We start from the raw sequence: 26,146 nt of genomic DNA on the forward strand, positions 1-26,146 counted from the left end.
GCATCAGGAACCTCCCACCGCGCGTGCGGCGACGTGCAGGCGGAGGCGCCGCGGCGAGACGCGCGCCACCCAGCCCTGCACGCGATTGGCGGCGCCGACGGTGCGGACGGGGGAGGGGCGGGACGAGTCCAGCGCGTCGAACGCTTCGTCGAGGACGTCGTCGACGGTCTTCGTCGCGCCGACCTTGAACGTCTCGGACCCCGCTGCGGCGAAGAACTCCGTCTCGGTCGGACCGGGGCAGAGGGCGAGGACGGTCAGACCGGTGCCGCGCGTCTCCTGCCAGATCGCCTCGGTGAGCGAGGTGACGTAGGCCTTCGTGGCGGCGTACACCGCGAGTCCCGGCAGCGGCTGGTGGCCGGCGTTGCTCGACACGTTCACGAGCACCCCGCGTGCCTCGATCAGCTGCGGGAGCAGTTCGCGGGTCAGCAGGGTGAGGGCTGCGACGTTGACCTGCACCTCGGCGGCGACGCGCGCGGCATCCTCGTCGACGAAAGCGGATGCCGTCCCGAAACCCGCGCTGTTGACGAGACCTGCGGGACGGATGCCGCGCTCGGCGAGTTCGGCGGCGATCGCGGCCGGTGCGGCCGGGTCGGCGAGGTCGGCGGCGAGCACGGTCGCCTCGACGCGGTGCAGCCCGCGGAGCTCCTCGGCGAGGGATTCGAGGCGCTCGGCGCGGCGGGCGACGAGGACGACGTCGTGGCCGCGCGCGGCGTAGCGCCGGGCGAAGCCGGCACCGATCCCCGAGCTCGCTCCCGTGATGACGATCACGCCGGGCATGGGGCCTCCAGGAAAGTTGTACAGATGAACAAGTGCGGGTGGTCACTCAGTATGGCGATGCGCGGACGCCGCGTAAAGAATCAATCATGGGAATATGCCCGCCGATGGAGTATGAATGACTCATGGCGACGACTCTCGGCCCCACTGGCTTCTGGATCCTCACGGCGCTCGCCGGGGGGCGGCGGCACGGCTACGACATCCTGCGCGAGGTGGATGCGGCCTCATCGGGGCGCGCCGCGATGAAGGTCACGACCCTCTACGCCGCCCTCGAGCGTCTCGAGCGCGACGGACTGATCCGAGCCGACGGCGAGGAGGTCGTCGGTGGTCGCGCCCGGCGGTATTTCGCGATCCAGGATGCCGGCGGTGCGGCGCTCGAGGCGGAGGTCGCGGCGCTCGAGCATCAGGCTCGCGTGGCGCGGGAGCGGCTGCGCGCCGCAGGCCGGCCCGCAGTCCAGCCGGGCTTCGGTCGGACGGCGATCGCGTGAGCGGGCTCGACGACCGCCCGTTCCGTCGCCTGCTGGCCTGGTATCCGCGCTCGTGGCGCCGTGATCACGGCGACGTGCTCGTCGCGATGATGCTCGACGACGCCGAGCGCACCGGGCGTTCCGGTCCCTCCGGCGCCGAGAGGCGAGCCGCGATCATCCACGGCCTCGGATCGCGGCTCGGCGCCACGGCGGCCATCATCACGGCATCTCTCGCCGTCCTCGCGACCGCCGTCGGACAGGTCGGCCTGCTGTTCTTCACGGGCGGCGGACCGGCCATCCATGAGCCGGTGCTCTTCGTCATGACCGGTGTGGCGCCCGCGCTGACGGGTGTCGCTCTCGTCGCCCTGCTGCGGGCGGTTGCGCTCCTCGGGGACGGAGCCGCGGTGACCGCGACGGCGTGCCTCGCCGTCGCCGGCGTCTGCAGCGGGTTCGGGGGGATCGCATGGAGTCAGGGCTTCGATGCGGCGGACGCCGGTCTGCCGCAGACGGGCTTGGCGGCGATGACGTTGCCGCTCGCCGGTGCGGGCGTCCTGCTGACGATGGTCGCGTTCGCGCTGCTCGTCGCCCCCGCCCTCCGGCGAGCGGGGCTCGGACCTGCGGCCCGTGTCCTCGCGATCGTGGTGGCGATCATCGCCGCCCCGGTCACAGGGGCGCTCGTCTTCCTCTCGCCCGGGACCACGGCGGTCGTGGCGATCGTCGTGCTCGTCGTCGCAGCCCTGCCTCGCGTTCGGGGCGTGCGACGTGCTGCACCCGCCGTCGGCGCACCGGCGCCCACGCCTCGCGCGCCGCGCTCCTCGGCGGGTGGGGCCGCTCTCAGCCGCGCCTTCGCCGGCATCGCCCTCGCCGGTGGTGCGGTGGGCCTGGCATGGGCGTTCGCCGGAGCCGACTGGTCTCCCACGGCGCGAGGCGACGACACGGTGGCGATGCGGGAGGGCATCGTCATCCTCGCCGTCAGCATGATCCCCGCTCTGATCGCCCTCGGCGTCGTGCTGGACCGTTCGCGGCGGCGCGCCGGTCGCGATGTCTGGATCCCGGTGGCCGCCGCCGCTGCGGGGTTCGCCGCGACCGCCACGGACTACCTGGTCTCCGACGGGAACGGCTCCCTCACGATCGCGTGGGTGGGCGCGGCAGCGGCGATCGGTCTCGCACTCGCCTGGTGGGTGGTCGTGCGGATGCCGCTGAGCACGGGACACGGCTCCGCCACCGGCATCCGTATCGGCGTCGGTCTCGGGATCATGCTCGCCTACACGCTCGTCCTCGGCCTGACCCTCACGCCGATGCTCGCCTTCGCGGCTCCCGTGCTGGCGCTCGTCGTCCTGGTCCTGCCGTGGCGTCGACGCTCGCGGGCGGCGATACCCGGTGTTCCGGCCTGAGCGACCCGGGACCCGCCGCAGCGGGCCCCGGGCGCGCGCTCAGACGCTCGCGGGGACGCGGGCGCCGATCGACAGGCGCTCGGCCGCGTAGGCCTCGGCCGCCTCGAGCGGGGTGACCCCGCGGGCGGCGGCATCGTCGAAAAGGCGCCGCAGCGTGTCGCCGATGCCGTCGATGCGGGTCGCGATCTCCTCGCGGTGCCCGGGCGTGCGCGCCTCGACGTCGAGGTAGATGACACCGCCCGCGTTCGCGACGAAGTCGGGTGCGTACAGGATGCCGCGATCCGCGAGTCGCACGGCGCCGGAGCGTTCGGCGAGCGGGTTGTTCGCGGGACCGCAGACCGCGGTCGCCGCGAGGGCGTCGATGACCTCGTCAGTGAGGACGCCGCCGATGCCGGCGGGCACGAACACGTCGGCGGGCACGAGGTGCTCGGTGCCCGGCTCGACCCACGTCGCGCCGAGCTCGGCGGCGAGCGACATCTTCGCAGGGTTGACGTCGGTCACGGTGAGGATCGCGCCCTCACCCGACAGCCGGACGGCGAGGCGACTGCCGACCTGGCCGAGTCCCGAGATCGTGATGCGGCGACCGGCGACATCGGGCGAACCCGCGACGCGCTCGAGGGTCGCGCGGAGCGCCGCGTAGACACCGCGGCTCGTGGGGCCGGCGGGCTCCCCCGATCCGCCCACCGAATCCGGGAGACCCACGACGTGCGCAGTGCGCTCGCTGACGACGAGCATGTCGTCGGTCGTCGATCCCACGTCCTCCGCCGTCCGGTACTGGCCGCCGAACGACTCGACGGCGTCGCCGAGGTCCAGGAACGCCGCCCGGCGCCGATCGTCGTCGAGGGTGTCCGCCTCGCTCAGGGCGATGACGGACTTGCCGCCCCCGGCATCCAATCCCGCCGTCGCGTTCTTCAGCGTCATCGCCGCCGACAGGCGCAGAGCGTCGCCCATGGCGTCGGACCAATGCGGGTAACGCCACAGGCGCGCGCCGCCGAGAGCGGGGCCGAGCGTCGACGAGTGCAGGGCGACGGTGACGACGAGGCCGCTTCGCCGGCCCGTGATCACCTCCACGCGCTCGTGGGTGAAATCGGGCAGGGGCAGAGAATGCGTCATCGCGATCCTTGTCGACGGGCCTTGTGGGCACTGCGGTGCGAATGCCGCCGATCTGCGGCATCCGTCATCATTCTGCCTCGCATATCGGCCGCCGCCTAGGCTGTGGCCCATGCAGACCGAACGCTATTCCCACGGCCATCACGAGAGCGTCCTGCGGGCGCACAGCTGGCGGACGGCGGAGAATTCGGTCGGGTACCTGTTGCCGCATCTTCGCACCGGCGCGTCCCTCCTCGACGTCGGATCGGGCCCGGGCACGATCACGGTCGACCTCGCGCGCCGGCTCGATCCCGGTCGGGTCGTCGGCCTCGACTCCTCGGCGGAGGTCGTCGCACAGGCGCAGGCCCACGCCGCCGCCGAAGGCGTCACGAACGTCTCCTTCGAGACGGCGGACGCCTACGCCGTCGACGCCCCGGACGGCTCCTTCGACATCGTCCACACGCACCAGCTCCTGCAGCACCTCGGCCGGCCCGTCGATGCCCTGCGCGAATTCCGTCGCCTCGCCGGGCAGGGCGGCCTCGTCGCAGCGCGCGACGTGGACTACGCGGGCATCATCATCCACCCGCACGTCCCCGCGCTCGACGAGTGGCTCGACCTGCTGCTGCGCATCGGTCGTAACAATGGGGGCGAGCCGGCTGCGGGGCGGCGCCTCAAGGCGTGGGCCCGCCAGGCGGGGTTCACCGACGTCGCCGTGAGCGCGTCGACGTGGCTGTTCGAGACCGACGAGCAGCGCGCGTGGTGGGGCGGGTCGTGGGCCGATCGCGCCCTGCACTCCTCGTACGCCGAACACGCCGTCGAGCAGGGCCTCGCCGACCGGGCCGACCTCGAGCGGATCTCGGCCGGGTGGCGCGAGTGGGCCGCGGCTCCCGACGGCTGGCTGCTCATGCCGCACGGCGAGATCCTCGCGCGGGGCTGAGCGGTGACGGAGAATCTCAGCACACGCAGTCGCCTCGTCCACGACGCGCTGCGCGCAGCCGGCATCCCGGGCGAGATCGTCGTGCTGCCCGACGCGGCCTCGACCGCGGTGCTCGCGGCCGACGCCCTGGGCGTGGAGGTCGGCGCGATCGCGAACAGCCTCGTGTTCCAGTGCGACGGGCGGCCGCTGCTGGTGATGACCAGCGGGGCCCACCGCGTCGACACCGCAGCCCTCGCCGCACGGATCGGGCGAGGCAAGATCAGCCGCGCGACCCCGGAGCAGGTGCGCGAGGCGACGGGCCAGGCCATCGGCGGGGTCGCCCCCACCGGCCATCCGGCTCCCCTCGAGACGCTCGTCGACGAGGACCTCGCCGGCTACCCCGAGATCTGGGCGGCCGGTGGCACCCCGCACACCGTCTTCCCGATGACGTTCGATGAGCTCGTGCGGCTCACCGGCGGACGGGTCGTCTCGGTCGTCTGACGCGTGCTCAGGTGTGGATGAGCTCACGCCAGTTCAGGGGCACCCGGCCGCGCGGGCCGGGAGCGGGCTGATCGGCGGGGTGGCTGGTGGGCTCGGCGAGTTCGGGGCCGGTGAACATGGTCTCGTCGACGTAGTCCCAGAACCAGTCCTCGCCGGGCTCGAAGCTCTGCACGAGGCGGTGCCCGGTCTCGCGGAAGTGCGCTGTGGCGTGCTGGCCGGGTGACGTGTCGCAGCATCCGACGTGTCCGCACGCCGCGCAGCGGCGCAGGTGCACCCAGAACCCGTCCTGCTGATCGCACTCGGCGCAGCCCGCGCCCGAGGGGGCGACGTTGGTGTCGATGTCGGAGCTCATCTCATCCTCTCGATGGGTCAGTAGGCCAGGGCGCGGTGCACCGAGGCGACAGCGCTCGATCCTTCGCCGACGGCCGCGGCGACGCGCTTCATCGATCCGCGACGCACGTCGCCCGCAGCGAACACGCGCGGCGCTGACGTCTCGAACGGGAACGGCTCGCGCCCGAGGTCGCGCCACTGCGCGATGGGCTGCACGGCCACGTCGGTGCCGGTGCGGATGAAGCCGTCGGTGTCGCGGTCGATGGCGGGCAGCCACGACGTCGCCGGGTCCGCCCCGATGAAGCAGAACAGCCCGCGCGCGTCGACGGCCCCGGCGGAGTCGATCGTGACGGACTCCAGGGTGCCGTTCCCGTCGAGGGCGGTGACCTGGGATGCCGTGTGCACCCGCACGCGCGGATCCTCGGCGAGCCGGTCGGCGAGGTAGCTGGACATCCGGGTGCGGAGGTCCGTGCCGCGGATGACGAGGTGCACGGGGGAGCCGTGGGCCGCGAGGTAGAGCGCGGCCTGCCCGGCGGAGTTCGCGCCGCCGACCACGACGACCGGCTTGTTCTGCACCTGGCGGAGCTCGAGCGGGGTCGCGGCGTAGTAGACGCCGGAGCGCTCGAAGTCCTCCCACCGGTCGAGGGCGAGACGACGGTAGGCCGCCCCCGAGGTGACGATGGCGCTCCGCGCGCGGATGACGCGGTCGTCGGAGAGAGTGACGTCGAGCAGGTCCGGGCCGACCTGTGCGAGCGCGACCGCCTCGCACGGTGCGTACACGCGGACGCCGAACTTCAGCGCCTGCAGGACAGCCTGACCGATGAGATCGCCGCCGCTCACGCCGAAGGGGAACCCGAGGAAGTTCTCGATGCGCGAGGTGGATGCCGCCTGCCCGCCCGGCGCGACGGCGTCGAGCAGCACGGTGCTCAGCCCCTCGGAGGCGCCGTAGATGGCGGCCGCGAGTCCGGCCGGTCCGCCGCCGACCACGACGAGGTCGACGATCTCATCGGACTCGGCCCGGTAGCTGAGACCGAGGCGTTCCGCGACGAGTCCCGGGGTCGCCCGGGGGATCGGCTCGCCCTGGACGTAGGCGACCGGCAGGTCCTCGGCGGCGACCTCGTGCACGTCGAGCGTGTCGAGGTCGCCGGGTGCGAGGGCCACGGCCTTGTGGACGAGGTCGAGCCGTTCGGCGAAGCGCCGGAGCGACAGGAAGTCGTTCGAGGTCGTCGTGCCGACGAATTTCAGCGTCATCGCGGCGGGGCCGGTCCGGAGCGACTCGCGCCGCGCCCACAGCGCATGCAGGATGAGGTCGCAGAGCTCGTCGTCCTCGCTCATGATCTCGCGGAGTGCCGCCCGCGAGAGGCGGTGCACGCGGCCGGCTTTCGTCACCCGGGCCGACAGGAACGCGCTCTGACCGTTCAGGATGCCGAGCTCGCCGGCGAACCGCCCCGGACCGACCGTCGTGATGACCGCTTCGCCGATCCAGCGGAGCGCGTCGCGGACGATCTCGACCTCTCCCGACTCGACGAAGATCAGGTCGTAGCCCGCCTCGCCGGTGCGGAAGACGTAGTCGCCGACCTCGACGTCCTGCGGGACGGCGGCCGACACTAGTCGGCGCCAATGCACGTCGGAGAGGTCGGGCGACATCATCGCGTCCATGATCATGGGAGCGTTTTCTTGCGCCATGGCGCCCAACCTATCGACCCGCGGGCGAGACCGGTGCGTCGGATTCCGATTGCAGTGCCCGGATGAGCGACTGCGCGTCGTACGGGCCGGTGTGACGGCGGCCGTTGACGAAGAAGGTCGGCACCGAATGGATGTTCATCGCCTCGGCGTCGAACATGTCGTCGCGGACGCGACTCGCCACGTCGGGCGCGGTGAGATCGCGCTCGAACCTCGGCACGTCGAGTCCGAGACGCGCGGCCAGACGCACGATGTCGGACGGCAGCTGGTTGTCCTGGTCGGCGAACAGCCCCCGCTCGAACTCGAAGAACTTGCCTTGCTTCGCCGCCGCCTCCGATGCCTCCGCCCCGGCGAGGGCGTTGGGGTGCTGCACAGTGAGGGGGGCGTGCCGCCACACGTAGCGGAGGTTCGGTCCGAGCTCGTCCATCACTTCTTGGATCGACCCGGACGCCTTCAGGCAGAACCCGCACTGGAAGTCGCCGTACTCGACGATCTCGAAGGGAGCGTCGGCGGACCCGAAGATGTGGTCCCGGCGCGGGTCGACGGGACGCACGAGCGTCTGTCCGACCTCCTCCTCGGGGCTCCGGGCGTCAGCGATCCGGAACAGGAGCGCGCCGAGGCCCAGGGCGATGACGGATGCCGCGAGCACCCCCACCCGCGCCTGGTTCTGCGCGTCGGGGTCCTCGATCGCCAGGTCGATGATGAAGAGCGAGATGGTGAAGCCGATGCCGGCGAGGGCCGCGCCACCGCCGATGCGGTCGAGGGAGAGTCCCGGACCGAAGTCGCCGATCTTGAGGGCTTTGAGGACGGCGGTCGACCCCCAGATGCCCGCGAGCTTTCCGACGACGAGACCGACCACGACGCCCCACGTGAGAGGGGAGGTCGCGGCGGCGGCCAGGATGTCGGGGCTGAGCGAGACGCCCGCGTTCGCGAGGGCGAACAGCGGCAGGATGACGTATGCGACGTACGGCGCGTACGCGGTCTGCAGGCGTTCGTTGATCGAGATCGACTCGCGCAGGCTGTTCGCCGCGGCCCGGGCGTACTCGGTGCTCGGCGACTGCCGGAACGTGCGCGCGAGCTCGAGCGCATGCTCGACGTCGCGGCGGTCGGGCCGATAGACCGGCACGAGCAGCGCGATCGCGACGCCGGCGAGGGTGGGGTGCACGCCCGAGGCCAGGAATGCGAGCCACACGATGACGGCCAGGGTGGCGTAGATCGGTCCGCGTCCGCCGCGCAGGTAGCGGACGAGGTAGACGCCGACGAGGCCCACCGCGGCGATCAGGAGCGGCATCGGTGTGAACGTCTCGGTGTAGACGAGGGCGATGATGCTGAGCGCCCCGATGTCGTCCACGACGGCGAGGGCGAGGAGGAACACCCGCAGGCGTCCCGACCCGCGCGGCCCGATGAGCGCAAGGGCGCCCACGAGGAAGGCCGTGTCGGTCGAGATGACGACACCCCAGGCATCCGCGTTCCCGCTCGGGCCGGCGATGAGGACGAACAGGAGGGCGGGCAGGGCGAGTCCGGCGACGGCGGCGATCACGGGGACGACGGCGCGCGACCAGCTGGTCAGCTCGCCGATCGCGAACTCCCGCCTCACCTCGAGCCCGACGGTGAAGAAGAAGATCGCCATCAGCGCGTCGTTGACGAGCGCGTGCAGCGTGAAGTCGAGGTGGATGTCGCCCAGCCCGATCATCAGGTGGGTGTCCCAGAATCCGGCGTAGGTCTCGGAGGAGATGTTCGCCCACACGACGGCGGCGACGGTCGCGAGCAGCAGCAGGAGCGCGCCCATCCGGGTGCGGCCCATCCTGCCCACGTGGTCCGCGATCGAGGCGAGTTTCTGCGGCATGCATCCTCCGGGATGGGTCGAGTCGGAAGTCAGTCTCCACCCACCGGCGGGGTTCTGTCAGCCGGTCCGCGTGGCGATCTCGTGACAGACGACGGCGGCTGCCGCCGACCACGCCTGCGGTCGACAGGCTGCGGGGTAGGGAGCCGGCACGGTGACGTCGCTCGCGGCGTCACCGGCGTGGAGTTCCGGCATGCGGTAGGCGAACGCCTCGGCGGCGGCGAGCATTCCGTCGACCAGCACGCGTGCCTGGTCGGTGAGGCCCGCCCGCGCCATGCCGCGCGCGACGATCGCCGTGTCATGCGCCCAGACGCTGCCGCCGTGATAGCTGAGCGGCCAGTAGCCACCGGCATCCATCGACATCGTGCGGAGGCCGAAGCCGGACGCCATGGACGGGCCGACGAGCAGATCGGCGACGGCGCGTTCCTCGTCGGGATCGAGGATGCCGGTGCCCAGCAGGTGTCCCGCGTTCGAGGTCAGGGTGTCGACCGCCCGACCGTCGCGGTCGAGAGCGATCGCCGGGTACCGGCCCTCCGGCGTCTCGACCCAGAAGCGCTCGCGGAAGCGCGTGCGGAGGTCCGCCGCCCACGACCGCAGCCGCTCGGCGCCGCCCTCTTCGAGAGCGTCCAGGAGATCCGCGGCGCGGACCGCGGCCTCGTAGGCGTAGCCCTGCACCTCCGAGAGTGCGATGGGGCCGTCCGCGAGCGACCCGTCGCGCCACTGGATCGAGTCGCCCGAGTCCTTCCACCCTTGATTCGACAGGCCGTGGCCGGTCTCGTCGACGTAATCGAGGAAGCCGTCCGCGTTCGCCGACGCGATCACCCAGTCGAGCGCATCGTGCATCGTCGGCAGGAGATCGCGCACCTCAGCCTCCGGCATCCCGGCCTCGTGCGCCTCGGTGAGCAACGTGATCCACAGCGGGGTCGCGTCGACCGTGCCGTAGTAGAGCGGCGGCAGCGAGATGCCCTCGCCCGGCATCGTGAGCGTGCCGGCGCGCAGCTCGTGGACGATCTTGCCCGGCTCCTCCGCGGTCGCCGGGTCGGCGGTGGAACCCTGCAGCCGTCCGAGCACGCGCAGAGTGGATGCCGCCATCCCCGGGTCGACGGAGAGGAACAGGCGTGCCGCCCACAGCGAATCGCGCCCGAAGAGGGTGAAGAACCACGGTGCGCCGGCGGCGAAGAACTCGTCGGCGTTGCCGGGCAGAGTCAGGCGCAGGGCGTCCAGGTCGTCGAGCGCCTGCCGGAGCCAGCGGAACAGCCGCGGATCGACGCCGTCGACGGGCTCGAGCGCCCAGTCGACCTGTCGCGTCGTGCCCCGGACGACGAGCGACGGGTCGTCGAGGTCCACGAGCCAGGACACCGTCGCGGTCGACCGCGACGGGCAGGTCACGCGCCACGTGAGGATGAGGTCGTCGCCGCCTGCGGTCACCTCGGCGCCCGGCGCCTGCAGGCGCATCGACGCGTCGCCCGAACTCACCTCCACGGCGTCGCCCGAGAAGGTCCGTTCGACCGGGGCTGCGCCGACGGTGCCGGATTTGACGTCCTGCATCGGCGTCGCGTCCGGAGTCACCGCGACCTCGAGCACGAGCTCCACCGCCTCCTCCAGATGCGAGACGAGGGTGAACTCCTCCCTCATCCGCCCGTCGGCGACGACGCGACGCCGCGTCAGTCGGATCTTCGGGTCCGGCGTGCGGTCGTCGAGGCGTCGCAGCAACGCCTCGAAGCGCGCATCGGATGCCGACGCCGCCGAGCGGGAGATCCACTCGGGCGCGTGGGTCGCGGCATCCGTCCCGTAGCGGACGCGGGTCGCGCGGATGAAGCGCGTGTCGCCGTGGAAGACGCCGTCGATCGACGCGGTGTCGAGCGAATGGGGGCCGATCTCACCGTCCTCGCGGGACCACACCTGGGTGGGCGCGCGGAGGACGACGACGGCGTCGGACAGGAAGGGCTGGAGGCCTGCGGTCATCCCTTGACTGCTCCTTCTGAGGTGTTCATGATGCGCTTCTGGAAGATGAAGAAGACCACGGCGACGGGGATCGTCATGAGCGCCGCGGCGGCGAGCTTCAACGGATACTGGGTGCCCTGACTCAGCTGCCCGGACGACAGGCTCGCGACACCGCGCGTCAGGGTGAACAGGCCCGGGTCCTGAACAGAGACGATGAAGTGGGTCAGCTCGTTCCATGACCCCTGGAACGAGAGGATCACGATCGTGATCAGCGCGGGTCGCGCCATCGGCAGGACGACCGACCAGAACACCCGGAAGGTGCCCGCGCCGTCGATGCGCGCCTGCTCCTCGACCGAGGGAGGGATGGACTCGAAGAAGTTCTTCATGATGAACACGCCCGCCGCGTCGACGAGCAGCGGCAGGACCATACCGGCGTACGAGTCGTACATCCCGAGCTGGTTGAGCACGAGGAAGCGCGGGATCAGGAGCACCACCGACGGCACCGCCATGACGCCGACGACGAGCGCGAAGATCAGACCGCGCCCGCGGAATCGCAAACGGGCGAGCGCGTACCCGGCGAGGGAGACGAAGAACACGCGTCCGAGCGTGACGAGGATCGTGACCACCGCCGAGTTGGCAAACCACAGCGGGAGGTCGCTGTTCAGGAACAGCCGCTCGTAGGCGGCCGTCGTGAAGGTCTGCGGGATCAACGAGATGGGGTTGGATGCCGCCTCCTGCTCGCTCTTGAAGGAGGTCGCCACCTGCACGAGGAACGGATAGATGTAGACGAGGGCGAGCAGGGCGAGGACCCCGTACAGCGCGATCTGTCCGAGACGGGATGCCGGGGTGAGCCGGCGCCTCCGCTGCGGCGCGCGGTCGATCGGCTCGTCGGTGAGCGTCTTCGTGCGAGCGAGGGTTCTACTGTCGGTCACGGCCGCGCCCCCTTCGGCGTGTAGGCGCGGATGCGGCGCTTCGAGACGGGGCGCTCCCGCAGGAGCCACCGCTGGAGCAGCGTGAACGCGATGATGATGAGGAACAGGATGAAGGCGATGGCCGCGCCGATGCCCCAGTCCTGATTGCTGAACGCCGACGTATACGACAGGTAGGCGGGGGTGATGGTGGTCTTGCCCGGTTGGCCCTTGGTGCCGGTGTAGATCTGGTCGAAGACCTGCCAGCAGCCGATCAGGCCGAGCGTGATGACCGTGAAGAGCGTCGGGCGCAGCTGGGGGAGCGTGATCCGCCAGAAGCGCTGCCAGGCGCTCGCGCCGTCCATCATGCCCGCCTCGGTCAGCTCGTAGCCGACGTTCTGCAGCGCAGCGATGAACAGGAGCATGAACGTGCCGCTCGTCGTGAACACCGCCATGATGATGAACGCGCTCATCGCGACGGAGGGTCCGGCGATCCAGTCCCAGCCAGAGAGGCCGAGGAACCCGGGCTGCGAGATCGCGGCGGGCGCGGCATCCACCCCGAACACGCCGAAGAGCAGGTGCACGATGCCGCGGGGGTCGTTGAACCAGTTCGGTCCCTTGCCGCCGGTGACCGCGGCGATGAGCGCGTTGACGGGGCCGGCGGCGCTGAAGAGGAAGATCCACAGCACGGTGATGGCGACCGAGCTCGTCACCGACGGGAAGTAGAAGGCGGTGCGGAAGAAGCCGCGCGCCTTCATCATCCGGCGACTGACGAGCACCGCGAGGAACAGCGACAGCGCCGTCTGGAGAGGGACGACGAGGAAGACGTACCAGGCGTTGTTCCGCAGGGCGGTGCCGAAGTCGCGGCTGCGGAGCCCCTGGCCCGAGGTCAGCTCGCCGTAGTTGTCGAGCCCCACGAAGTTGACGTTCGGCGAGAGGGGGCTGCCACGGCCGCCCCAGTCCGAGACGCTCACCCACAGCGCCATGAGGACGGGGAGGAAGAGGAACACCCCGAGGATCACGACGACGGGAGAGACGAACAGCCACCCGGCGACACCCTCGCCGCGACGCAGACCGCGTGAGCGGTGGTCGCGGCGAGGGGTCTTCTCGGGTGCCCGCTCTGTGATGACGGGCGAGGCCATGTCAGCCGACGATCGCCTCGAGGTTGGACTGGACGCTCTTCAAGATCGTGGCGGGGTCGCCGTCCTTGAGGGTCGCCAGCTGCGCGTTGAAGTCGGTGAAGACGTCGGACACACCGTCGTTGGTCGGCACGCCCTGGGCGTAGTCCGCACCCGAGAGGAACGCCTCGAGGTCGGGGTTGTCGGTCGTCCACTGCTCGGCGGCCGACTGCACCGACGGCATGGGGCCGAACGCCTTCGAGAAGGCGAGCTGCTGCTCGGCGGTCGTCAGGTATTCGACCAGGCTGAGGGCTGCCTGCTGGTTGGGGCTGTCGGCGGCCATACCCCAGCAGTTCGTGAACTGCAGCGTGCCCTTGCCGGCGGGGCCGGCGGGCAGTTCGACGACGAGCGGGTCGACGTCGGGGTAGTCGCCGAGGGCGCCGGTGATCCAGTTGCCCTCGATGGTCATCGCGCCCAGCTGCTTGCCGAGCGCCTCTCCGCCCCAGCCGGCACCCACGTCGGCGGCGTAGGCGAACGTGCCGTCGGCGAGGTGCTCCTTCACGTAGGCGAGGGCGTCGGCGTTCTCCTGGCTGTCGGCGACGGCCGTCGCGCCGTCCTCCGACACCAGGCGCCCGCCGGCTTCGGCCATGAAGGCGCCCACCCGCTGGTATTCGCCGCTGAAGACGAGACCGGTCGTGTTGCCCGAGGTCAGCTTCTTCGCCGCTGCGGCCAGCGAGTCCCAGTCGGTCGGGATGTCGGCCTCGGTGAGGCCCGCCTTGTCCCACAGGTTCTTGTTGATGATCAGCTGGAGCGTCGAGAAGTCCTTCGGCGCGCAGAAGAACTTGTCGTCGTAGGTGAAGTTCTGCACGAGCGACGGGTAGAAGTCGCCCTTGTTCTCGAGCTGGTCGCCGTAGGCGATGACCGAGCCGTTGTCGGCGTAGCCGGCGAGCAGTTCGGTCGCGAGGTAGAAGAGGTCCGGCGGGTTGCCGCCGGCGAAGCCCTGCGAGAGCTGCTGGGTCAAGTCGGTGGCGGCGATGACCTCGGCGTCGACGCCCGAGTCCTTCGACCACGCTGCGACGGCCTCCTTGACCGCGGCCGTCTCGGCGTCGCCCGACGAGCCGATCATGATCGTGAGGGCGTCGTCCGACGAGGTGAGGCCGCCGCCGTCGGTGTCGTTCGCCCCGCCCGAGGCGGCGGGGCCGTCGTCGAAGCCCGAGCCGCCGCATCCTGCGAGGGCGAGTGTGGCGGCGAGGCCGACCCCGCCGAGCGCCATGAGTCGTCTGCTGTGTCGCATGTCCGTATCTCCTTCGATCCCGGTGCTGCGATCGTTCCGACCGTGCTGATCTCGGTCAACTTTGAACGATCAAATTGTGGAATGATGCCCAAGGTAAGAGGGTGGTCCCATCACTGTCAAGGGGGCGGGGGCGTCGATGAGTGAGAAGTCGATAACGATCGAGGACGTCGCTGTCGCTGCCGGCGTCTCGCGCCAGACGGTCAGCAACGTGCTGAACACGCCCGCCATCGTGAAGGCCGCGACCCGCGAGCGGGTGCAGGAGGCGATCTCCCGCCTCGGCTATTCGCCGCACGCCTCCGCGAGGCGGCTCCGTACGCAGCGGAGCGCGACCATCGGCATCCACCTCGATCCGTATGCCGGCGGGATCTCGGGCGTCGTGCTCGACAGGTTCGTCCACGCCCTCACCGAGAGCGCCGGCGACCGGGGCCTGCGCGTGCTCGTGTACGCGGCATCCGATCAGGACGAGGAGATCCGGCGGATGTCGGACCTCGTCCACGCCGGCGACGTCGAGGCCGTCGTCGTCACGGGCACCCGGTACGACGACCGTCGACTCGCCTGGCTCACCGAGCGCGGCGTGCCCTTCGTCTCGTTCGGACGCCCGTGGGATGCGGCGTCGCCCGAGAAGTCCGCGCACCTGTGGGTCGACGTCGACGGCGCATCGGGAACGCGTGCCGCCACCGAGCACGCGCTCACCGTCGGCCCGCGGGTCGCGTTCCTCGGCTGGCCCGCGGGCTCGCCCACGGGCGATGACCGCGAGCGCGGGTGGCGCGAGGCGATGACGGATGCCGGTGCCCGCCCCGACCTGCGCCTGTCGGCCGAGGAGCGGGTCGCCGATGCGCGCGAGCAGGTCCGCGAGCTGCTCGCGACGACCGAGGTCGACGCCGTCGTGTGCGCGAGCGACACCCTCGCCGTCGGAGCCCATGTCGCGGCCGTCGCCGCGCAGCGCGCGGACCTCTCGATCATCGGCTTCGACAACACCCCCGCGGTCGAGGCTCTGGGGCTCGCGAGCGTCGAGCAGCTGCCCGAACTCGTCGCCGCCGGCGCCCTCGACCTGCTGATGGCGGGCGGGAGCCGCATCGAGCGGCGCGCGGCGGGGGCAGGCGAGGGGCACGTGCTCGTGCAACCGCGTCTCGTGGTCCGCTGAGGCGGTTCGGAGCCTGGCGGGTCCGCAACGCCGTGCGAGCCGCGGACATGCGGGCGACACGCCGTGGTTGGCGACGTCCCACCGGGCGCGTCGCCGGGGATCTCCGCCGTTCGACGCCGGGGGCGGTATCGGATCGGTGCCGCCGCCGGGAGCCGGAGTGGTGCTGGCGCACGCCCGGCTACCGGAGGCTCCGGGCGACAACCGCGGAGCTCTCGGTCGCTGCGGGCGGGAACCGGCCTCCTCGCGCCGCGAACGGCGGAATCTCCGAGGTTGGTGCCGGGCTGAGGGTGGCTACCGCCGGCCGATGCGGCGGGAGAGGTCGGCCGCCGCGTCCGTCGCGAGCGCGGCGAGACGGTCGGGGTCGACGTCGGCACCGTCGGGCCAGGTGACGGCGATGGCGGCGGCGGGCCAGTCAGCGTGGTCGCGGACGGCGACACCGACGGAGCGGAATCCCAGCGTGACCTCGCCGTCCTCGGTCGCGTAGCCGTCGGTTCGGGCCTGCCGGAGGAGTTCCCGCAGCTCGCCGGGCCGACCTGGTCCGCGGCCGGTGCGCTGGACGGAGAGGGATGCCGCGTCGGGGAACAATGCGCGGACCTGCTCACGGGGGAGGGCGGCGAGCATCGCGCGGCCGGTCGCGGTCAGGTGCGCCGGCAGGCGTACGCCGACGTCGGTGATGAGCGTCGGCCGTCGCGGCGCGCGCTCCTCGACGATGTACAGCACGTCGCGCCCCGTCATGACGGCGAGGTGCGCACTCTCGCCCGCGCGGTCGGCGAGCTGGGCGACGATGGGACGGCCGAGGCGGGCGAGGGGCTCCTGCCGTGCGTACCCGCCGGCGAGCTCGAACGCAGCGGTGCCGAGGCCCCAGCGGCGGTCGCCGTCGAGGTGGACGACGAATCCGTGCGCCGCCATCGCCGCGAGCAGGTGGTACACCGTCGATCGGGGCAACTCGAGGTGCGTCGCGATCGTCTGCGCCGCGACGGGCCCGCGCTGATGCGCGAGGAAGCTCAGGATGCGGAGCGTCTGATCCGCCGCGGGCACCTTCGGCTTGTCTGGGATCGGCGCCCGCGGCTTGTCTGGGGTCACAGACAAAGGATGCCACGACCGCCTCCCGCGCACGGTCGCCGCGCGCTGGAATCGACTCATGCCCGTCCCCACCACCGTCACCCTCGGTGACGCCCCGCTCACCCCCGCGGAGGTCGTCGCCGTCGCCCGGCACGACGCGCACGTCGTCGTCTCGGACGCGGTGCTCGCCCGCACCGCCGAGACCCGCGCGCTCATCGAGCGGCTCGCCGACGACCCGCAGCCGCACTACGGCATCTCGACCGGGTTCGGCGCGCTCGCGACGACGTTCATCGCGCCCGACCGGCGCCGCCAGCTGCAGGCGAGCCTCATCCGCTCTCATGCGGCGGGCACGGGGCCGGAGGTCGAGCGCGAGGTGGTCCGGGCGCTCCAGCTGCTGCGCCTGCAGACCCTGGCGACGGGTCGCACCGGCGTCCGCCCGGTGGTCGTCGAGACGTACGCCGCGATGCTGAACGCGGGCATAACCCCGATCGTGCACGAATACGGCTCGCTCGGCTGCTCCGGCGACCTCGCCCCGCTCTCGCACATCGCGCTCGCCGCGCTCGGCGAGGGCCCGGTCCGCACGGCGGACGGCGCGCGGATGGATGCCGCGGACGCCTTGGCGGCCAGCGGCATCCGTCCCCTCGTCCTCGAGGAGAAGGAGGGTCTCGCCCTCATCAACGGCACCGACGGCATGCTCGGGATGCTGTCGCTCGCCCTCGCCGACCTCGACACCCTCCTGGCGACCGCCGACCTGGCCGCCGCCCTGTCTGTCGAGAGTCAGCTCGGGACCGATGCCGTCTTCGCCGCCGACCTCATGGCTCTGCGCCCCCAGTCCGGGCAGGCGGTCTCGGCCGCGAACCTGCGCCACGCGCTCGCCGACTCGCCGATCGTCGCGAGTCACCGCGATCCGGCTGTCTGCACCCGCGTGCAGGACGCCTACTCGCTCCGGTGTTCGCCGCAGGTGCACGGTGCCGCGCGCGACACCCTCGACCACGCCCGGATGGTCGCCGAGCGTGAGCTGGCCTCGGCGGTCGACAACCCCGTCGTCACGCCCGACGGCCGCGTCGAGTCGAACGGCAACTTCCACGGCGCGCCGGTCGCGTACGTCCTCGACTTCCTCGCGATCGCCGTCGCAGACGTCGCCTCGATCTCGGAGCGCCGCACCGACCGGGCGCTCGACCGTACGCGCAGCAACGGGCTGCCGCCGTTCCTCGCCGACGAGGTCGGCGTCGACAGCGGCCTCATGATCGCCCAGTACGCCGCGGCGGGGATCGTCTCGGAGCTCAAGCGTCTCGCGGTGCCGGCATCCGTCGACTCGATCCCGTCGTCGGCGATGCAGGAGGACCACGTCTCGATGGGGTGGGCTGCCGCCCGCAAGCTGCGTCGCGCGATCGACGGCCTCGCCCGCGTGCTCGCCATCGAGGTGGTGACCGGATGCCGCGCCCTCGACTTGCGCGCTCCGCTGCAGCCCGCGCCGGTCACCGGGTCCGTCCGCGATCTCGTCCGCACAGTCGTCGAGGGGCCCGGGCCCGACCGGTTCGTCGCGCCGGATCTCGAGGCAGCGACGCAGCTCGTCGTCACGGGTGAGGTCGCCCGCACCGCGTTCGGACCGGCCGGCGAGCGGACATCCGCCGCCGCGAGGACGAATGCCCCCGGATCCGTCCGCTCGAGCGCAGATCTCCGCTCGGGCACCGCACCGTTCGAAGGAGAACAGGCATGACCGACACGACCACGACTCGCACGGTCCGCGCGGAGCGAGGCGCCGAGAGAACGGCGAAGAGCTGGGGCGCCGAAGCGGCGAAGCGGATGCTGATGAACAACCTCGACCCCGAGGTCGCCGAGCACCCTGAGGACCTCGTCGTCTACGGCGGCACGGGCAAGGCGGCACGCTCGTGGGAGGCGTACGACGCGATCGTCCGCACCCTCGACGAGCTCGAGCCCGACGAGACCCTGCTCGTGCAGTCCGGCAAACCGGTCGGCGTCTTCCGGACGCACGAGTGGGCGCCGCGCGTGCTCATCGCGAACTCGAACCTCGTCGGCGATTGGGCGACGTGGCCCGAGTTCCGCCGCCTCGAGCACCTCGGCCTCACGATGTACGGCCAGATGACGGCCGGCTCGTGGATCTACATCGGCACGCAGGGCATCCTGCAGGGGACGTACGAGACGTTCGCGGCCGTCGCCCGCTCGCTCGGCCGGGACTCGCTCGCGGGCACGCTCACCCTGACGGGCGGCGCCGGCGGCATGGGCGGTGCCCAGCCCCTCGCCGTCACGATGAACGGGGGAGCCGTGCTCGTCGTCGACGTCGATGAGTCGCGCCTGCGTCGCCGCGTCGAGCACGGCTACCTCGACGAGCAGACCGCCGACCTCGACGCCGCGATCGAACGTGCCCTGGCCGCGAGGGACGCCGGCGAGGCGCGCTCGATCGGTGTCGTGGGGAACGCGGCCGACGTCTTCCCCGAGCTGCTGCGCCGCGGCATCCCGGTCGACATCGTCACCGACCAGACGAGCGCGCACGACCCGCTCGCCTACCTGCCGTCGGGCGTCGCGTTCGAGGACTGGAAGGCCGAGGCGTCGGCCGATCCGGAGGGCTTCACCGAGCGGTCCCGCGCCTCGATGGCGCGGCACGTCGAGGCGATGGTCGGATTCCAGGATGCCGGGGCCGCGGTCTTCGACTACGGCAACTCGATCCGCCGCGAGGCCGAGCTCGGCGGCTACGACCGTGCGTTCGCCTTCCCGGGGTTCGTGCCCGCCTACATCCGGCCGCTGTTCGCGGAGGGCAAGGGGCCGTTCCGGTGGGTCGCGCTGTCGGGAGATCCCGAGGACATCGCGAAGACCGACCGCGCCGTCGCGGAGCTCTTCCCCGAGGATGCTGCGCTTCACCGCTGGCTCGAGAAGGCGGCCGAGAAGGTCCATTTCGAGGGCCTACCCGCCCGCATCTGCTGGCTCGGGTACAAGGAGCGCCACCTCGCGGGCCTGAAGTTCAACGAGATGGTCGCGTCGGGTGAGCTGTCCGGTCCGATCGTCATCGGGCGCGACCACCTCGACGCCGGCTCGGTTGCCAGCCCCTACCGCGAGACCGAGGCGATGGCCGACGGGTCCGACGCGATCGCCGACTGGCCGCTGCTGAACGCCCTCCTCAACACGGCGTCGGGAGCCGCGTGGGTGTCGATCCACCACGGCGGCGGCGTCGGCATCGGGCGTTCGATCCACGCCGGCCAGGTCACGGTCGCCGACGGCACGCCGCTGGCCGCCGAGAAGCTCGCCCGCGTCCTCGTCAACGACCCCGGCACCGGCGTCATGCGCCACGTCGACGCCGGTTACGACCGGGCGAAGGAGGTCGCCCGGGAACGCGGCCTGACCGTCCCGATGCTGGACGCCTGACATGGCGACGCTGTTCACCGGCATCTCCGAACTGACGACGAACGCGGATGCCGCGGCACCGACCGCGACCATCGCCGAGGCCGCCCTCCTCGTCGACGGAGGTCGCGTCGCGTGGTCGGGTGCGGCCGCTGACGCCGAGACAGCAATCGCAGGCCGAGACAGCGGTCTGTCGCCGCTGTCTCGGGCCGCCGCTGCTGTCTCGCGGTCGGAGGTCGAGGTCACGCGCGTCGATCTCGGCGGTCGCGCCGTGATCCCGGGATTCGTCGACAGCCACACGCACCTCGTGTTCGCCGGCGACCGGGCCGACGAGTTCGAGGCACGGATGACGGGCACCCCGTATGCCGCGGGCGGCATCCGGCGGACCGTGGCGGCGACGCGGGCGGCGACCGATGATGAGCTGCGTGCTCGGCTGGCGTCCCTCGTCGCCGAACTGCACGCGCAGGGCACGACTACGTTCGAGGTGAAGACCGGCTACGCGCTGACGGTCGACGGCGAGGAGCGTCTCGCCCGGCTGGCTGCCGAGGTCACCGATGAGGTCACGTACCTCGGCGCGCATGTCATCCCCGAGGGGTCCGAGCGCGAGGCGTACGTCGACCTCGTCTACGGCGGGATGCTCGCCGCCGTCCGGCCGCACGTGCGCTGGGTCGACGTGTTCTGCGAGCGCGGTGCGTTCACCGACGCCGAGAGCGAGCGGATCCTCCGTGCCGGCGCAGAGGCGGGGCTCGGCGTCCGCGTGCACGGCAATCAGCTGGGCGAGGGACCGGGTGTGCAACTGGCGGTGCGGCTGGGCGCGGCATCCGTCGATCACTGCACCCATCTGACGGATGCCGACATCGCGGCGCTCGCGGGGTCGGACACCGTCGCGACTCTCCTGCCGGGTGTGGAGTTCTCGACGCGGCAGCCGTATCCCGATGCACGGCGGCTGATTGACGCCGGTGTGACCGTCGCGCTCGCGAGCGACTGCAACCCCGGGTCGAGCTTCACGAGCTCGATGCCGCTCATGATCGCGCTCGCGGTGCGTGAGATGGCAATGACCGTCGGCGAGGCGGTGTGGGCGGCGACCGCCGGGGGAGGCCGTGCCCTCCGGCGCGATGACGTCGGACACCTCGGCCCGGGTGCGCGCGCCGATGTGGTCGTGCTCGATGCGCCGAGCAGACGGCACCTGGCCTATCGCCCCGGCGTACCGCTCGTGCACCGCGTCTACCGCGGCGGCGAGGAGATCAGTCCGCGCTGAGGTCCCGCGGGGTGTCGATGTTCCAGCGCGCCGGCGGGGTCGCCGTCGCGACGTCCCAGTCGTCGGTGTCCCACACGAACGTCGCGACGGCGCACGTCGGCATGGCACCGATGCCCCCGTCCGAGAGCTGCTCGGCGAGCACCGTCATGCCGGGGTCGTGCGCGACGACCACGACGTCGGTGACGCCGCTGTCCGCAGCGGCGGCGAGCAGCTTTGCGCCGGGCGCGCCGTAGAGCCCCTCGTCGGTCTCGACGGGGACTCCGAGCGCGTCGGCGAAGACCTGAGCGGTCGTGCGGGCGCGGACCGCCGTCGACGACAGGATGCGCGCGGGCCGCACACCCGTCGCCGCAAGCCGACGTGCCATGATCGGCGCGTCGCGGCGGCCCCGGTCGTTGAGGGGGCGCTCGTGGTCGTCCTGACCGGTGCCCCAGTCGCTCTTGGCGTGACGGATGAGGATGAGGGTGATCATGCGAGTGCCCTTCCGGCGAGCAGTTCGAGGACGCAGAGTGCGGCGAGTCTGACGGTGCGGCCGTCCGCGGCATCCGCTGTCGCGTCGACCTCGACGACGTCGGCGCTCACGATGCGCCGGTCGCCGGTCGCCGCGCGGACCAGGGCGCGGAGCTCCCACGCCTCGAGTCCGCCGGGGACGGATGCCGGGCACCCCGGCGCGACGGAGCGGTCGCAGACGTCCACGTCGATGTCGAGGTGCACGTCGCCTCCGGCCCCGGCGATGGCCAGGGCTTGGATCATGACGTCCTCGGCGCCGCGGCGGCGCACCTCATCGAGGGTGATGACGGTGATGCCGAGGTCGGCGGCGCGTGTCGCGTAGGCGACCGAATTGGCGAAGTCGGCGATCCCGATCTGCACGATCCGACGCGGGTCGAGTCCGTCCTCGACGAGACGGCGCACGGGGGATCCGTTCGAGACGCCGTCGCGGAGGTCGAAGTGCGCGTCGAGGGTGATGAGGCCCGTGACGCCCGCGCCCTGCGCGGTCGCGTAGGTCACCGAGTTGTCGCCGCCGAGCGCGATCACGAGGTCGGCGTCGGCCCGCAGCGCGCGGACGCGCTCGCGCACACGATCCTCGCCCTCGGGACCGTCCGGATCGTCGACGTCGCCGGCATCCGCGATCCGGAGCGCGTCGTTCAGGTCGACCGGGGGAGGCCCGAGCAGCGTCGGGCTGAACCGTCGGAGCGCTTCGCGGACGGCGGCCGGCGTCGCGTGCGCCCCGGTGGGCGACAGCGAGGTGCGGAAAGCCGGCAGGCCGAGGATCGCGGCATCCACTCGTCCGTCCGGCGCGGGCCAATCCCCGGCGCGCGGCCAGAGCGGGTCTGCGGAGAGGGGGGAGTCTGCGGAGAGCGCCATGTCAGGGGAGCAGCAGGTGGGCGACGGTGAAGATCACGAGGCCCGCGAGGGCACCCACGATCGTGCCGTTCAGGCGGATGTACTGCAGGTCGCGGCCGACTTGCAGCTCGATCTTCTGGCTCGTCTCGTCGGCATCCCAGCGCTCCACCGTGTCGGTGATGATCGACGCGATGTCGTGGCGGTAACGGTCGACGAGGAAGACGGCGGCATCCGCGATGCGCTTGTCGACGCGCTCCTGCAACGCGGTGTCGGTCGCGAGACGGTCGCCCAGGTCGCCGAGGGCGGCGGTGACGCGGCGGCGGAGAGGGCTCTCCTCGTCGGCGAGCGAGCGCAGCAGACCCGCCTTCGCGGTGTTCCAGGCGTCGGCGGCGAGAGCGCGCACGCGCGGGCTGTCGAACACGGCGCTCTTCGCACCCTCGAGACGGCCGATCGTCTCCGGGTCGTGCTGCAGGTTGTCGGCGAGGCGTTCGAGGTACTGGTCGAGGGCCTTTCGCGCCGGATGCTCCGGGTCGCGCTGCACGGCCGCGACGAACTTCGTGGCCTCGTGGTAGACCGTGTCGTCGACGAGGCGCATCGCGACCGACGGCACCCACGACGGCAGACGGCGAGAGACGAGCCCGTCGAAGGCTTCGCGGTTCGCGTCGAGCCACCGGGCGATGCTGTCGACGCCCAGGTCGACCGCGCCGCGGTGGGCGTCGGCATCCACCACCCGTGACAGCCACGTGCCGAGCGAGGGACCCCACGAGGGCGAGAGGAGGTGCTCGTGAGCGAGATCGCTGATCAGGTCCTGCACCTCGTCGTCGCTGAGGGCGGTGAGGATGCCGGAGGCCATCGTCGACGCCTCGGCCGCCACCGTCTTCGCATGAGCGGGGTCCTGCAGCCAGGCGCCCGCGGTCTGCGCGATGTTCGTCGACTCGAGCTTCTGGCGGACGACGCCGCCCTCGAGGAAGTTCGTCTCGACGAATTCGCCGAGGGTGCGACCGATCTCGTCCTTGCGCTTCGGGATGATCGCGGTGTGGGGGATCGGGATGCCGAGGGGGTGTCGGAACAGCGCCGTCACGGCGAACCAGTCCGCCAGAGCGCCGACCATGCCGCCTTCGGCCGCCGCGCGCACGTAGCCCCAGCCCGAGAGGTCCTTCTCGAGGATGAACGCGATGACGAAGACGATCGCCATGAACAGCAGGGCGCCGAGGGCCACCGCCTTCATGGTGCGGAGCCCGCGGTACCGCTGCTGGTCAGCGGCGCTCAGCGAGTCGTACGGGATGCGGGCCATTCGGCCATCCTGCCACGGAGGCCCTCAGCGACCCGGGCGACTCACGGTTCGATCGGCCCCAGCCAGGCGTTCGCGAGGGCGCTGTGCACCGACTCGGGGTCGGAGGGGTGGAACACGCCGGCGAGCACGTCGCGGTAGAGCCTGCTCAGCTCGTTGCGGGTGAAGAAGGAGGACCCGCCCGCGACGAGCATCGCCTCATCGACGACCTGCTTCGCCGTCGTCGCGGCCCGGTGCTTGATCGCGGACAGCTTCGGGAACCACATCGCGCCGTGGTCGGCGAGGCGGTCGACGTCGGCGGCGAGGGACTCGACCTGCACCGGGAGGGCGTCGTAGGCGAGCGCCATGTCGGCGACGCGCCACCGGATGTCGGGGTCCTGGCTGTAGGTGCGGCCCGTCTTCTTCGAGGTGCGCGTGCGTGCCGTCTGGACGGCCAGGTCGAGGGCGCGGCGGGCGATGCCCGTGTAGACCGAGGCAAGCAGGATCTCGAAGGCGGTGAAGATCCCGAAGACCAGTGGATCGGGACTCGGACCGACCGGCAGCCGGCGCACGATCCGGTCCGCCGGGGCGACGGCGCCGTGCAGTTCGGTCGTCCGGGATTGGGTACCCCGCATCCCGAGGGTGTCCCAGTCGTCGCGGGTCACGACCGCGTCGCTCCGGGGGACGAACGCGAACACGAGCCGCGGGTCCTCGGGGTCGGACGTGTCGAGGCCGTGGAGCCCCAGGTGCGTCCACACGGGCGCGAGCGACGTGAAGATCTTGGTGCCCGTGAAGGCGTACGAGCCGTCGGGGCGGGGCGCGGCATCCGTGTCACTGCCGAACAGGACGAGGTCGTTCCCGGCCTCGCTGATGCCGAACGCGAAGACCTCTCCCGCCGCGGCGCCCTCTTGCACGAAGCGGAGGGCGTCGTCGCCGCGGTTTGCCATGACCTTCGCGACGCCGGTCCAGACGAGGTGCATGTTGATCGCCAGCGCCGTCGCGGGAGCGGCGCCGGCGAGGCGCTGCTGCAGGACGGATGCCTCTCGGAGCCCGAGCCCCGCCCCGCCGAGCTCGGTCGGCACGAGGATCGCGAGATACCCCGCGTCGCGGAGCTCGGCGAGGTCCTCGTCCGGGAAGCGGTTCTCGGCGTCGACGGCGGCGGCGCGGGAGCGGATGCGCTCGAGCAGATCGTCCTGCAGGTGGGCGGCGGGATCGAACGTCATGACGGCAGCCCCCACGTCCGGACCGCGTCGAGCAGGGCCCCGGCCGCGGCATCCGGAGCGTCGCGGTGCGGCGAATGCCCCGTGCCCGGTACGACGGACATCGACACCCGGGGATTCTGCAGCACCTCGGCGGCGAGGTCGCCCGTGAAGATCGAGTAGACCGCCGGGTCTCCCGCGATGACGTGGGTGGGGACGGCGAGACGGGATGCCGCCTCCCGCACGTCCCACGGCGTGTTCTGCAGCCCCGTCTGCTCGACGGCGAACCGGCTCGCCTGCTGGGCGGCGACCGCCTTCAACTCGATGTCGAGCTCGAGCCATTCGGGGTGCGCGGCCCGGACGGCGTCGACCGAGGTGTCGGCGAAGGCCTGCTCCTGGCTCGCGCGCACGGCTTGGCGGTCGGCGTCGAGGAGGTGGATCGCGGGGTCGACGAGGACGAGGTGACGGGTCCAGGCGGGATCCGTCGATGTGGCCACGGTCGCAGCCGCGCCGCCGAGCGAGTGGCCGAGGACGAGGTCCCACGGCGCTTCTTCGCCGGGCTGCGTGTGGACGAGGTCGATCGCGTACGCGGCGATCGTGTAGTCCAGGCCGCGTGGGGCGGTGCCGTGGCCGCGCAGGTCGACGGCGTCGACACGCCAGCCGGCGCCGGCGAGGGCGACGGCGTAGCGCCACATGAGCGCTCCGCTCGAACCGACGCCGTGGACGAGGAGTGCCCGGCGGTCGCTGCGCGGATTGCCCCAGCTCAGCCGGGGGAGAGTGACGGGTGACGGCATGCTCTCAGCCTAGGACGGGCCCCACCGGTCAGCGCAGGGCCAGGATGGGGGGATGATCTCCACCGACCTGGCACGCGAGCTGCGCGCGAGCGGCCTGATCTGGCGCCCGCGTTCCGGCGACCGGTTCCAGCTCGACGAACCCGAGTTCGAGGCCGACGTCTACACCGTCAGCGACATGACCGTCGAGGCTCGCAGCTACCCCACCGGCGATCTGCTCGCCTTCAACGGGACGACCGAGTGGGCGCTCGATTCGGTCGCCCTCGAGGACGCCCTGTGGCTGCCGTCCGAGGCGCAGCTGCGCGAGATGCTCCGCGGCACGTTCCGTTCGCTCCGTCGTCTTCCCGACATCCACGAGGTCGAGATCGAAGTGGATGCCGCCCCGCACCTCTTCCGGCACCCGCAACCCGCCGACGCGTACGCGCAGGCCGTCCTGTTCCTGCTCCGCCGCGCCGCGTGACGC

At 71.8% G+C, this 26,146-nt stretch carries 24 protein-coding genes; 9 read left to right on the forward strand and 15 right to left on the reverse strand.

The annotated features are described in order from the left end of the window. Positions 1-3 precede the first annotated feature (3 nt). The gene (locus H286_RS0102370) at positions 4-777 is read right to left on the reverse strand and encodes an SDR family NAD(P)-dependent oxidoreductase (protein ID WP_020096966.1); all 774 of its coding nucleotides are present in this window, start codon (positions 775-777) and stop codon (positions 4-6) included. 122 nt (positions 778-899) lie between these two features. On the opposite strand from H286_RS0102370, the gene H286_RS0102375 reads away from it, so the two are divergent. Next, positions 900-1,262 carry a PadR family transcriptional regulator gene (locus tag H286_RS0102375; protein WP_018188465.1) on the forward strand — a complete coding sequence of 121 codons (363 nt, stop codon included), beginning with the start codon at positions 900-902 and terminating at the stop codon, positions 1,260-1,262. Further along, positions 1,259-2,635, forward strand: a complete 1,377-nt coding sequence (locus H286_RS0102380; protein WP_020096967.1) for a hypothetical protein — start codon at positions 1,259-1,261, stop codon at positions 2,633-2,635. Before H286_RS0102375 ends, H286_RS0102380 begins: the two co-directional genes overlap by 4 nt. A 39-nt stretch (positions 2,636-2,674) precedes the next feature. Here the strand turns inward: H286_RS0102380 and H286_RS0102385 are convergent, their stop codons facing one another. Further along, a complete protein-coding gene (locus H286_RS0102385; RefSeq protein WP_020096968.1) occupies positions 2,675-3,748 on the reverse strand; it encodes a Glu/Leu/Phe/Val dehydrogenase family protein in 1,074 nt (357 codons plus the stop codon). A gap of 109 nt (positions 3,749-3,857) precedes the next feature. On the opposite strand from H286_RS0102385, the gene H286_RS0102390 reads away from it, so the two are divergent. Together H286_RS0102390 and H286_RS0102395 are read left to right on the forward strand one after the other, a co-directional pair. After that, positions 3,858-4,661 (forward strand): methyltransferase domain-containing protein, encoded by an 804-nt coding sequence (locus tag H286_RS0102390; RefSeq protein ID WP_020096969.1) that lies wholly within the window; start codon positions 3,858-3,860, stop codon positions 4,659-4,661. A gap of 3 nt (positions 4,662-4,664) precedes the next feature. Continuing rightward, positions 4,665-5,141 (forward strand): YbaK/EbsC family protein, encoded by a 477-nt coding sequence (locus H286_RS0102395; RefSeq protein ID WP_020096970.1) that lies wholly within the window; start codon positions 4,665-4,667, stop codon positions 5,139-5,141. A gap of 7 nt (positions 5,142-5,148) precedes the next feature. Here the strand turns inward: H286_RS0102395 and H286_RS0102400 are convergent, their stop codons facing one another. Genes H286_RS0102400 through H286_RS0102435 form a run of 7 tightly spaced genes read right to left on the reverse strand, consistent with a single transcriptional unit; the run spans position 5,149 to position 14,261 of the window. After that, positions 5,149-5,493: a UBP-type zinc finger domain-containing protein gene (locus H286_RS0102400; RefSeq protein WP_018188459.1), complete on the reverse strand. Its 345-nt coding sequence runs from the start codon at positions 5,491-5,493 to the stop codon at positions 5,149-5,151. Positions 5,494-5,510: 17 nt separating this feature from the next. Further along, positions 5,511-7,157, reverse strand: a complete 1,647-nt coding sequence (locus H286_RS0102405) for an FAD-dependent oxidoreductase (RefSeq protein ID WP_231370871.1) — start codon at positions 7,155-7,157, stop codon at positions 5,511-5,513. A 10-nt stretch (positions 7,158-7,167) separates the two neighbouring features. Further along, positions 7,168-9,000, reverse strand: coding sequence for a Na+/H+ antiporter NhaA (gene nhaA, locus H286_RS0102410; RefSeq protein WP_020096972.1), 1,833 nt, complete (start codon positions 8,998-9,000; stop codon positions 7,168-7,170). A 57-nt stretch (positions 9,001-9,057) separates the two neighbouring features. Continuing rightward, complete coding sequence (locus H286_RS0102420) at positions 9,058-10,962, reverse strand: glycogen debranching N-terminal domain-containing protein (protein ID WP_020096973.1); 1,905 nt, start codon at positions 10,960-10,962, stop codon at positions 9,058-9,060. Further along, complete coding sequence (locus tag H286_RS0102425; protein WP_020096974.1) at positions 10,959-11,873, reverse strand: carbohydrate ABC transporter permease; 915 nt, start codon at positions 11,871-11,873, stop codon at positions 10,959-10,961. Before H286_RS0102425 ends, H286_RS0102420 begins: the two co-directional genes overlap by 4 nt. Beyond that, positions 11,870-12,991 (reverse strand): carbohydrate ABC transporter permease, encoded by a 1,122-nt coding sequence (locus tag H286_RS0102430; RefSeq protein ID WP_020096975.1) that lies wholly within the window; start codon positions 12,989-12,991, stop codon positions 11,870-11,872. Before H286_RS0102430 ends, H286_RS0102425 begins: the two co-directional genes overlap by 4 nt. A 1-nt stretch (position 12,992) precedes the next feature. Then, complete coding sequence (locus H286_RS0102435) at positions 12,993-14,261, reverse strand: sugar ABC transporter substrate-binding protein (RefSeq protein ID WP_036324042.1); 1,269 nt, start codon at positions 14,259-14,261, stop codon at positions 12,993-12,995. 136 nt (positions 14,262-14,397) lie between these two features. Between H286_RS0102435 and H286_RS0102440 the strand changes: the two genes are divergently transcribed. After that, a complete protein-coding gene (locus tag H286_RS0102440; protein WP_020096977.1) occupies positions 14,398-15,405 on the forward strand; it encodes a LacI family DNA-binding transcriptional regulator in 1,008 nt (335 codons plus the stop codon). Positions 15,406-15,696: 291 nt separating this feature from the next. Here the strand turns inward: H286_RS0102440 and H286_RS0102445 are convergent, their stop codons facing one another. Further along, the gene (locus tag H286_RS0102445) at positions 15,697-16,443 is read right to left on the reverse strand and encodes an IclR family transcriptional regulator (RefSeq protein WP_020096978.1); all 747 of its coding nucleotides are present in this window, start codon (positions 16,441-16,443) and stop codon (positions 15,697-15,699) included. Between the two features lie 103 nt (positions 16,444-16,546). Between H286_RS0102445 and hutH the strand changes: the two genes are divergently transcribed. The 3 genes from hutH to hutI are packed head-to-tail and all read left to right on the forward strand — an operon-like array spanning position 16,547 to position 21,082. After that, on the forward strand, positions 16,547-18,187 hold the full coding sequence (gene hutH, locus H286_RS0102450) for a histidine ammonia-lyase (protein ID WP_020096979.1): 1,641 nt from the start codon (positions 16,547-16,549) through the stop codon (positions 18,185-18,187). After that, a complete protein-coding gene (gene hutU / locus H286_RS0102455; RefSeq protein WP_020096980.1) occupies positions 18,184-19,848 on the forward strand; it encodes a urocanate hydratase in 1,665 nt (554 codons plus the stop codon). The genes hutH and hutU overlap by 4 nt, the downstream gene beginning before the upstream one ends. Before the next feature lies 1 nt (position 19,849). Continuing rightward, positions 19,850-21,082: an imidazolonepropionase gene (hutI, locus tag H286_RS0102460; protein ID WP_020096981.1), complete on the forward strand. Its 1,233-nt coding sequence runs from the start codon at positions 19,850-19,852 to the stop codon at positions 21,080-21,082. On the opposite strand, the gene H286_RS0102465 is transcribed toward hutI, so the two are convergent. From H286_RS0102465 to H286_RS0102485, 5 genes are read right to left on the reverse strand one after another with little or no spacing between them, the layout of a single operon-like run. Continuing rightward, positions 21,069-21,551: a SixA phosphatase family protein gene (locus H286_RS0102465; RefSeq protein ID WP_020665415.1), complete on the reverse strand. Its 483-nt coding sequence runs from the start codon at positions 21,549-21,551 to the stop codon at positions 21,069-21,071. The genes hutI and H286_RS0102465 overlap by 14 nt on opposite strands. After that, positions 21,548-22,444, reverse strand: coding sequence for an agmatinase family protein (locus H286_RS0102470; RefSeq protein WP_028497366.1), 897 nt, complete (start codon positions 22,442-22,444; stop codon positions 21,548-21,550). Before H286_RS0102470 ends, H286_RS0102465 begins: the two co-directional genes overlap by 4 nt. Before the next feature lies 1 nt (position 22,445). Beyond that, positions 22,446-23,717: a DUF445 domain-containing protein gene (locus H286_RS0102475; RefSeq protein WP_020096985.1), complete on the reverse strand. Its 1,272-nt coding sequence runs from the start codon at positions 23,715-23,717 to the stop codon at positions 22,446-22,448. 41 nt (positions 23,718-23,758) lie between these two features. Further along, positions 23,759-24,916, reverse strand: coding sequence for an acyl-CoA dehydrogenase family protein (locus tag H286_RS0102480; protein WP_028497367.1), 1,158 nt, complete (start codon positions 24,914-24,916; stop codon positions 23,759-23,761). Then, a complete protein-coding gene (locus H286_RS0102485) occupies positions 24,913-25,686 on the reverse strand; it encodes an alpha/beta fold hydrolase (protein ID WP_020096987.1) in 774 nt (257 codons plus the stop codon). The genes H286_RS0102480 and H286_RS0102485 overlap by 4 nt, the downstream gene beginning before the upstream one ends. 52 nt (positions 25,687-25,738) lie before the next feature. On the opposite strand from H286_RS0102485, the gene H286_RS0102490 reads away from it, so the two are divergent. Then, complete coding sequence (locus H286_RS0102490; protein ID WP_018188441.1) at positions 25,739-26,143, forward strand: hypothetical protein; 405 nt, start codon at positions 25,739-25,741, stop codon at positions 26,141-26,143. Positions 26,144-26,146 lie beyond the last annotated feature (3 nt).

Source organism: Microbacterium sp. 11MF (assembly GCF_000383475.1).
GTDB lineage: Bacteria > Actinomycetota > Actinomycetes > Actinomycetales > Microbacteriaceae > Microbacterium > Microbacterium aquilitoris.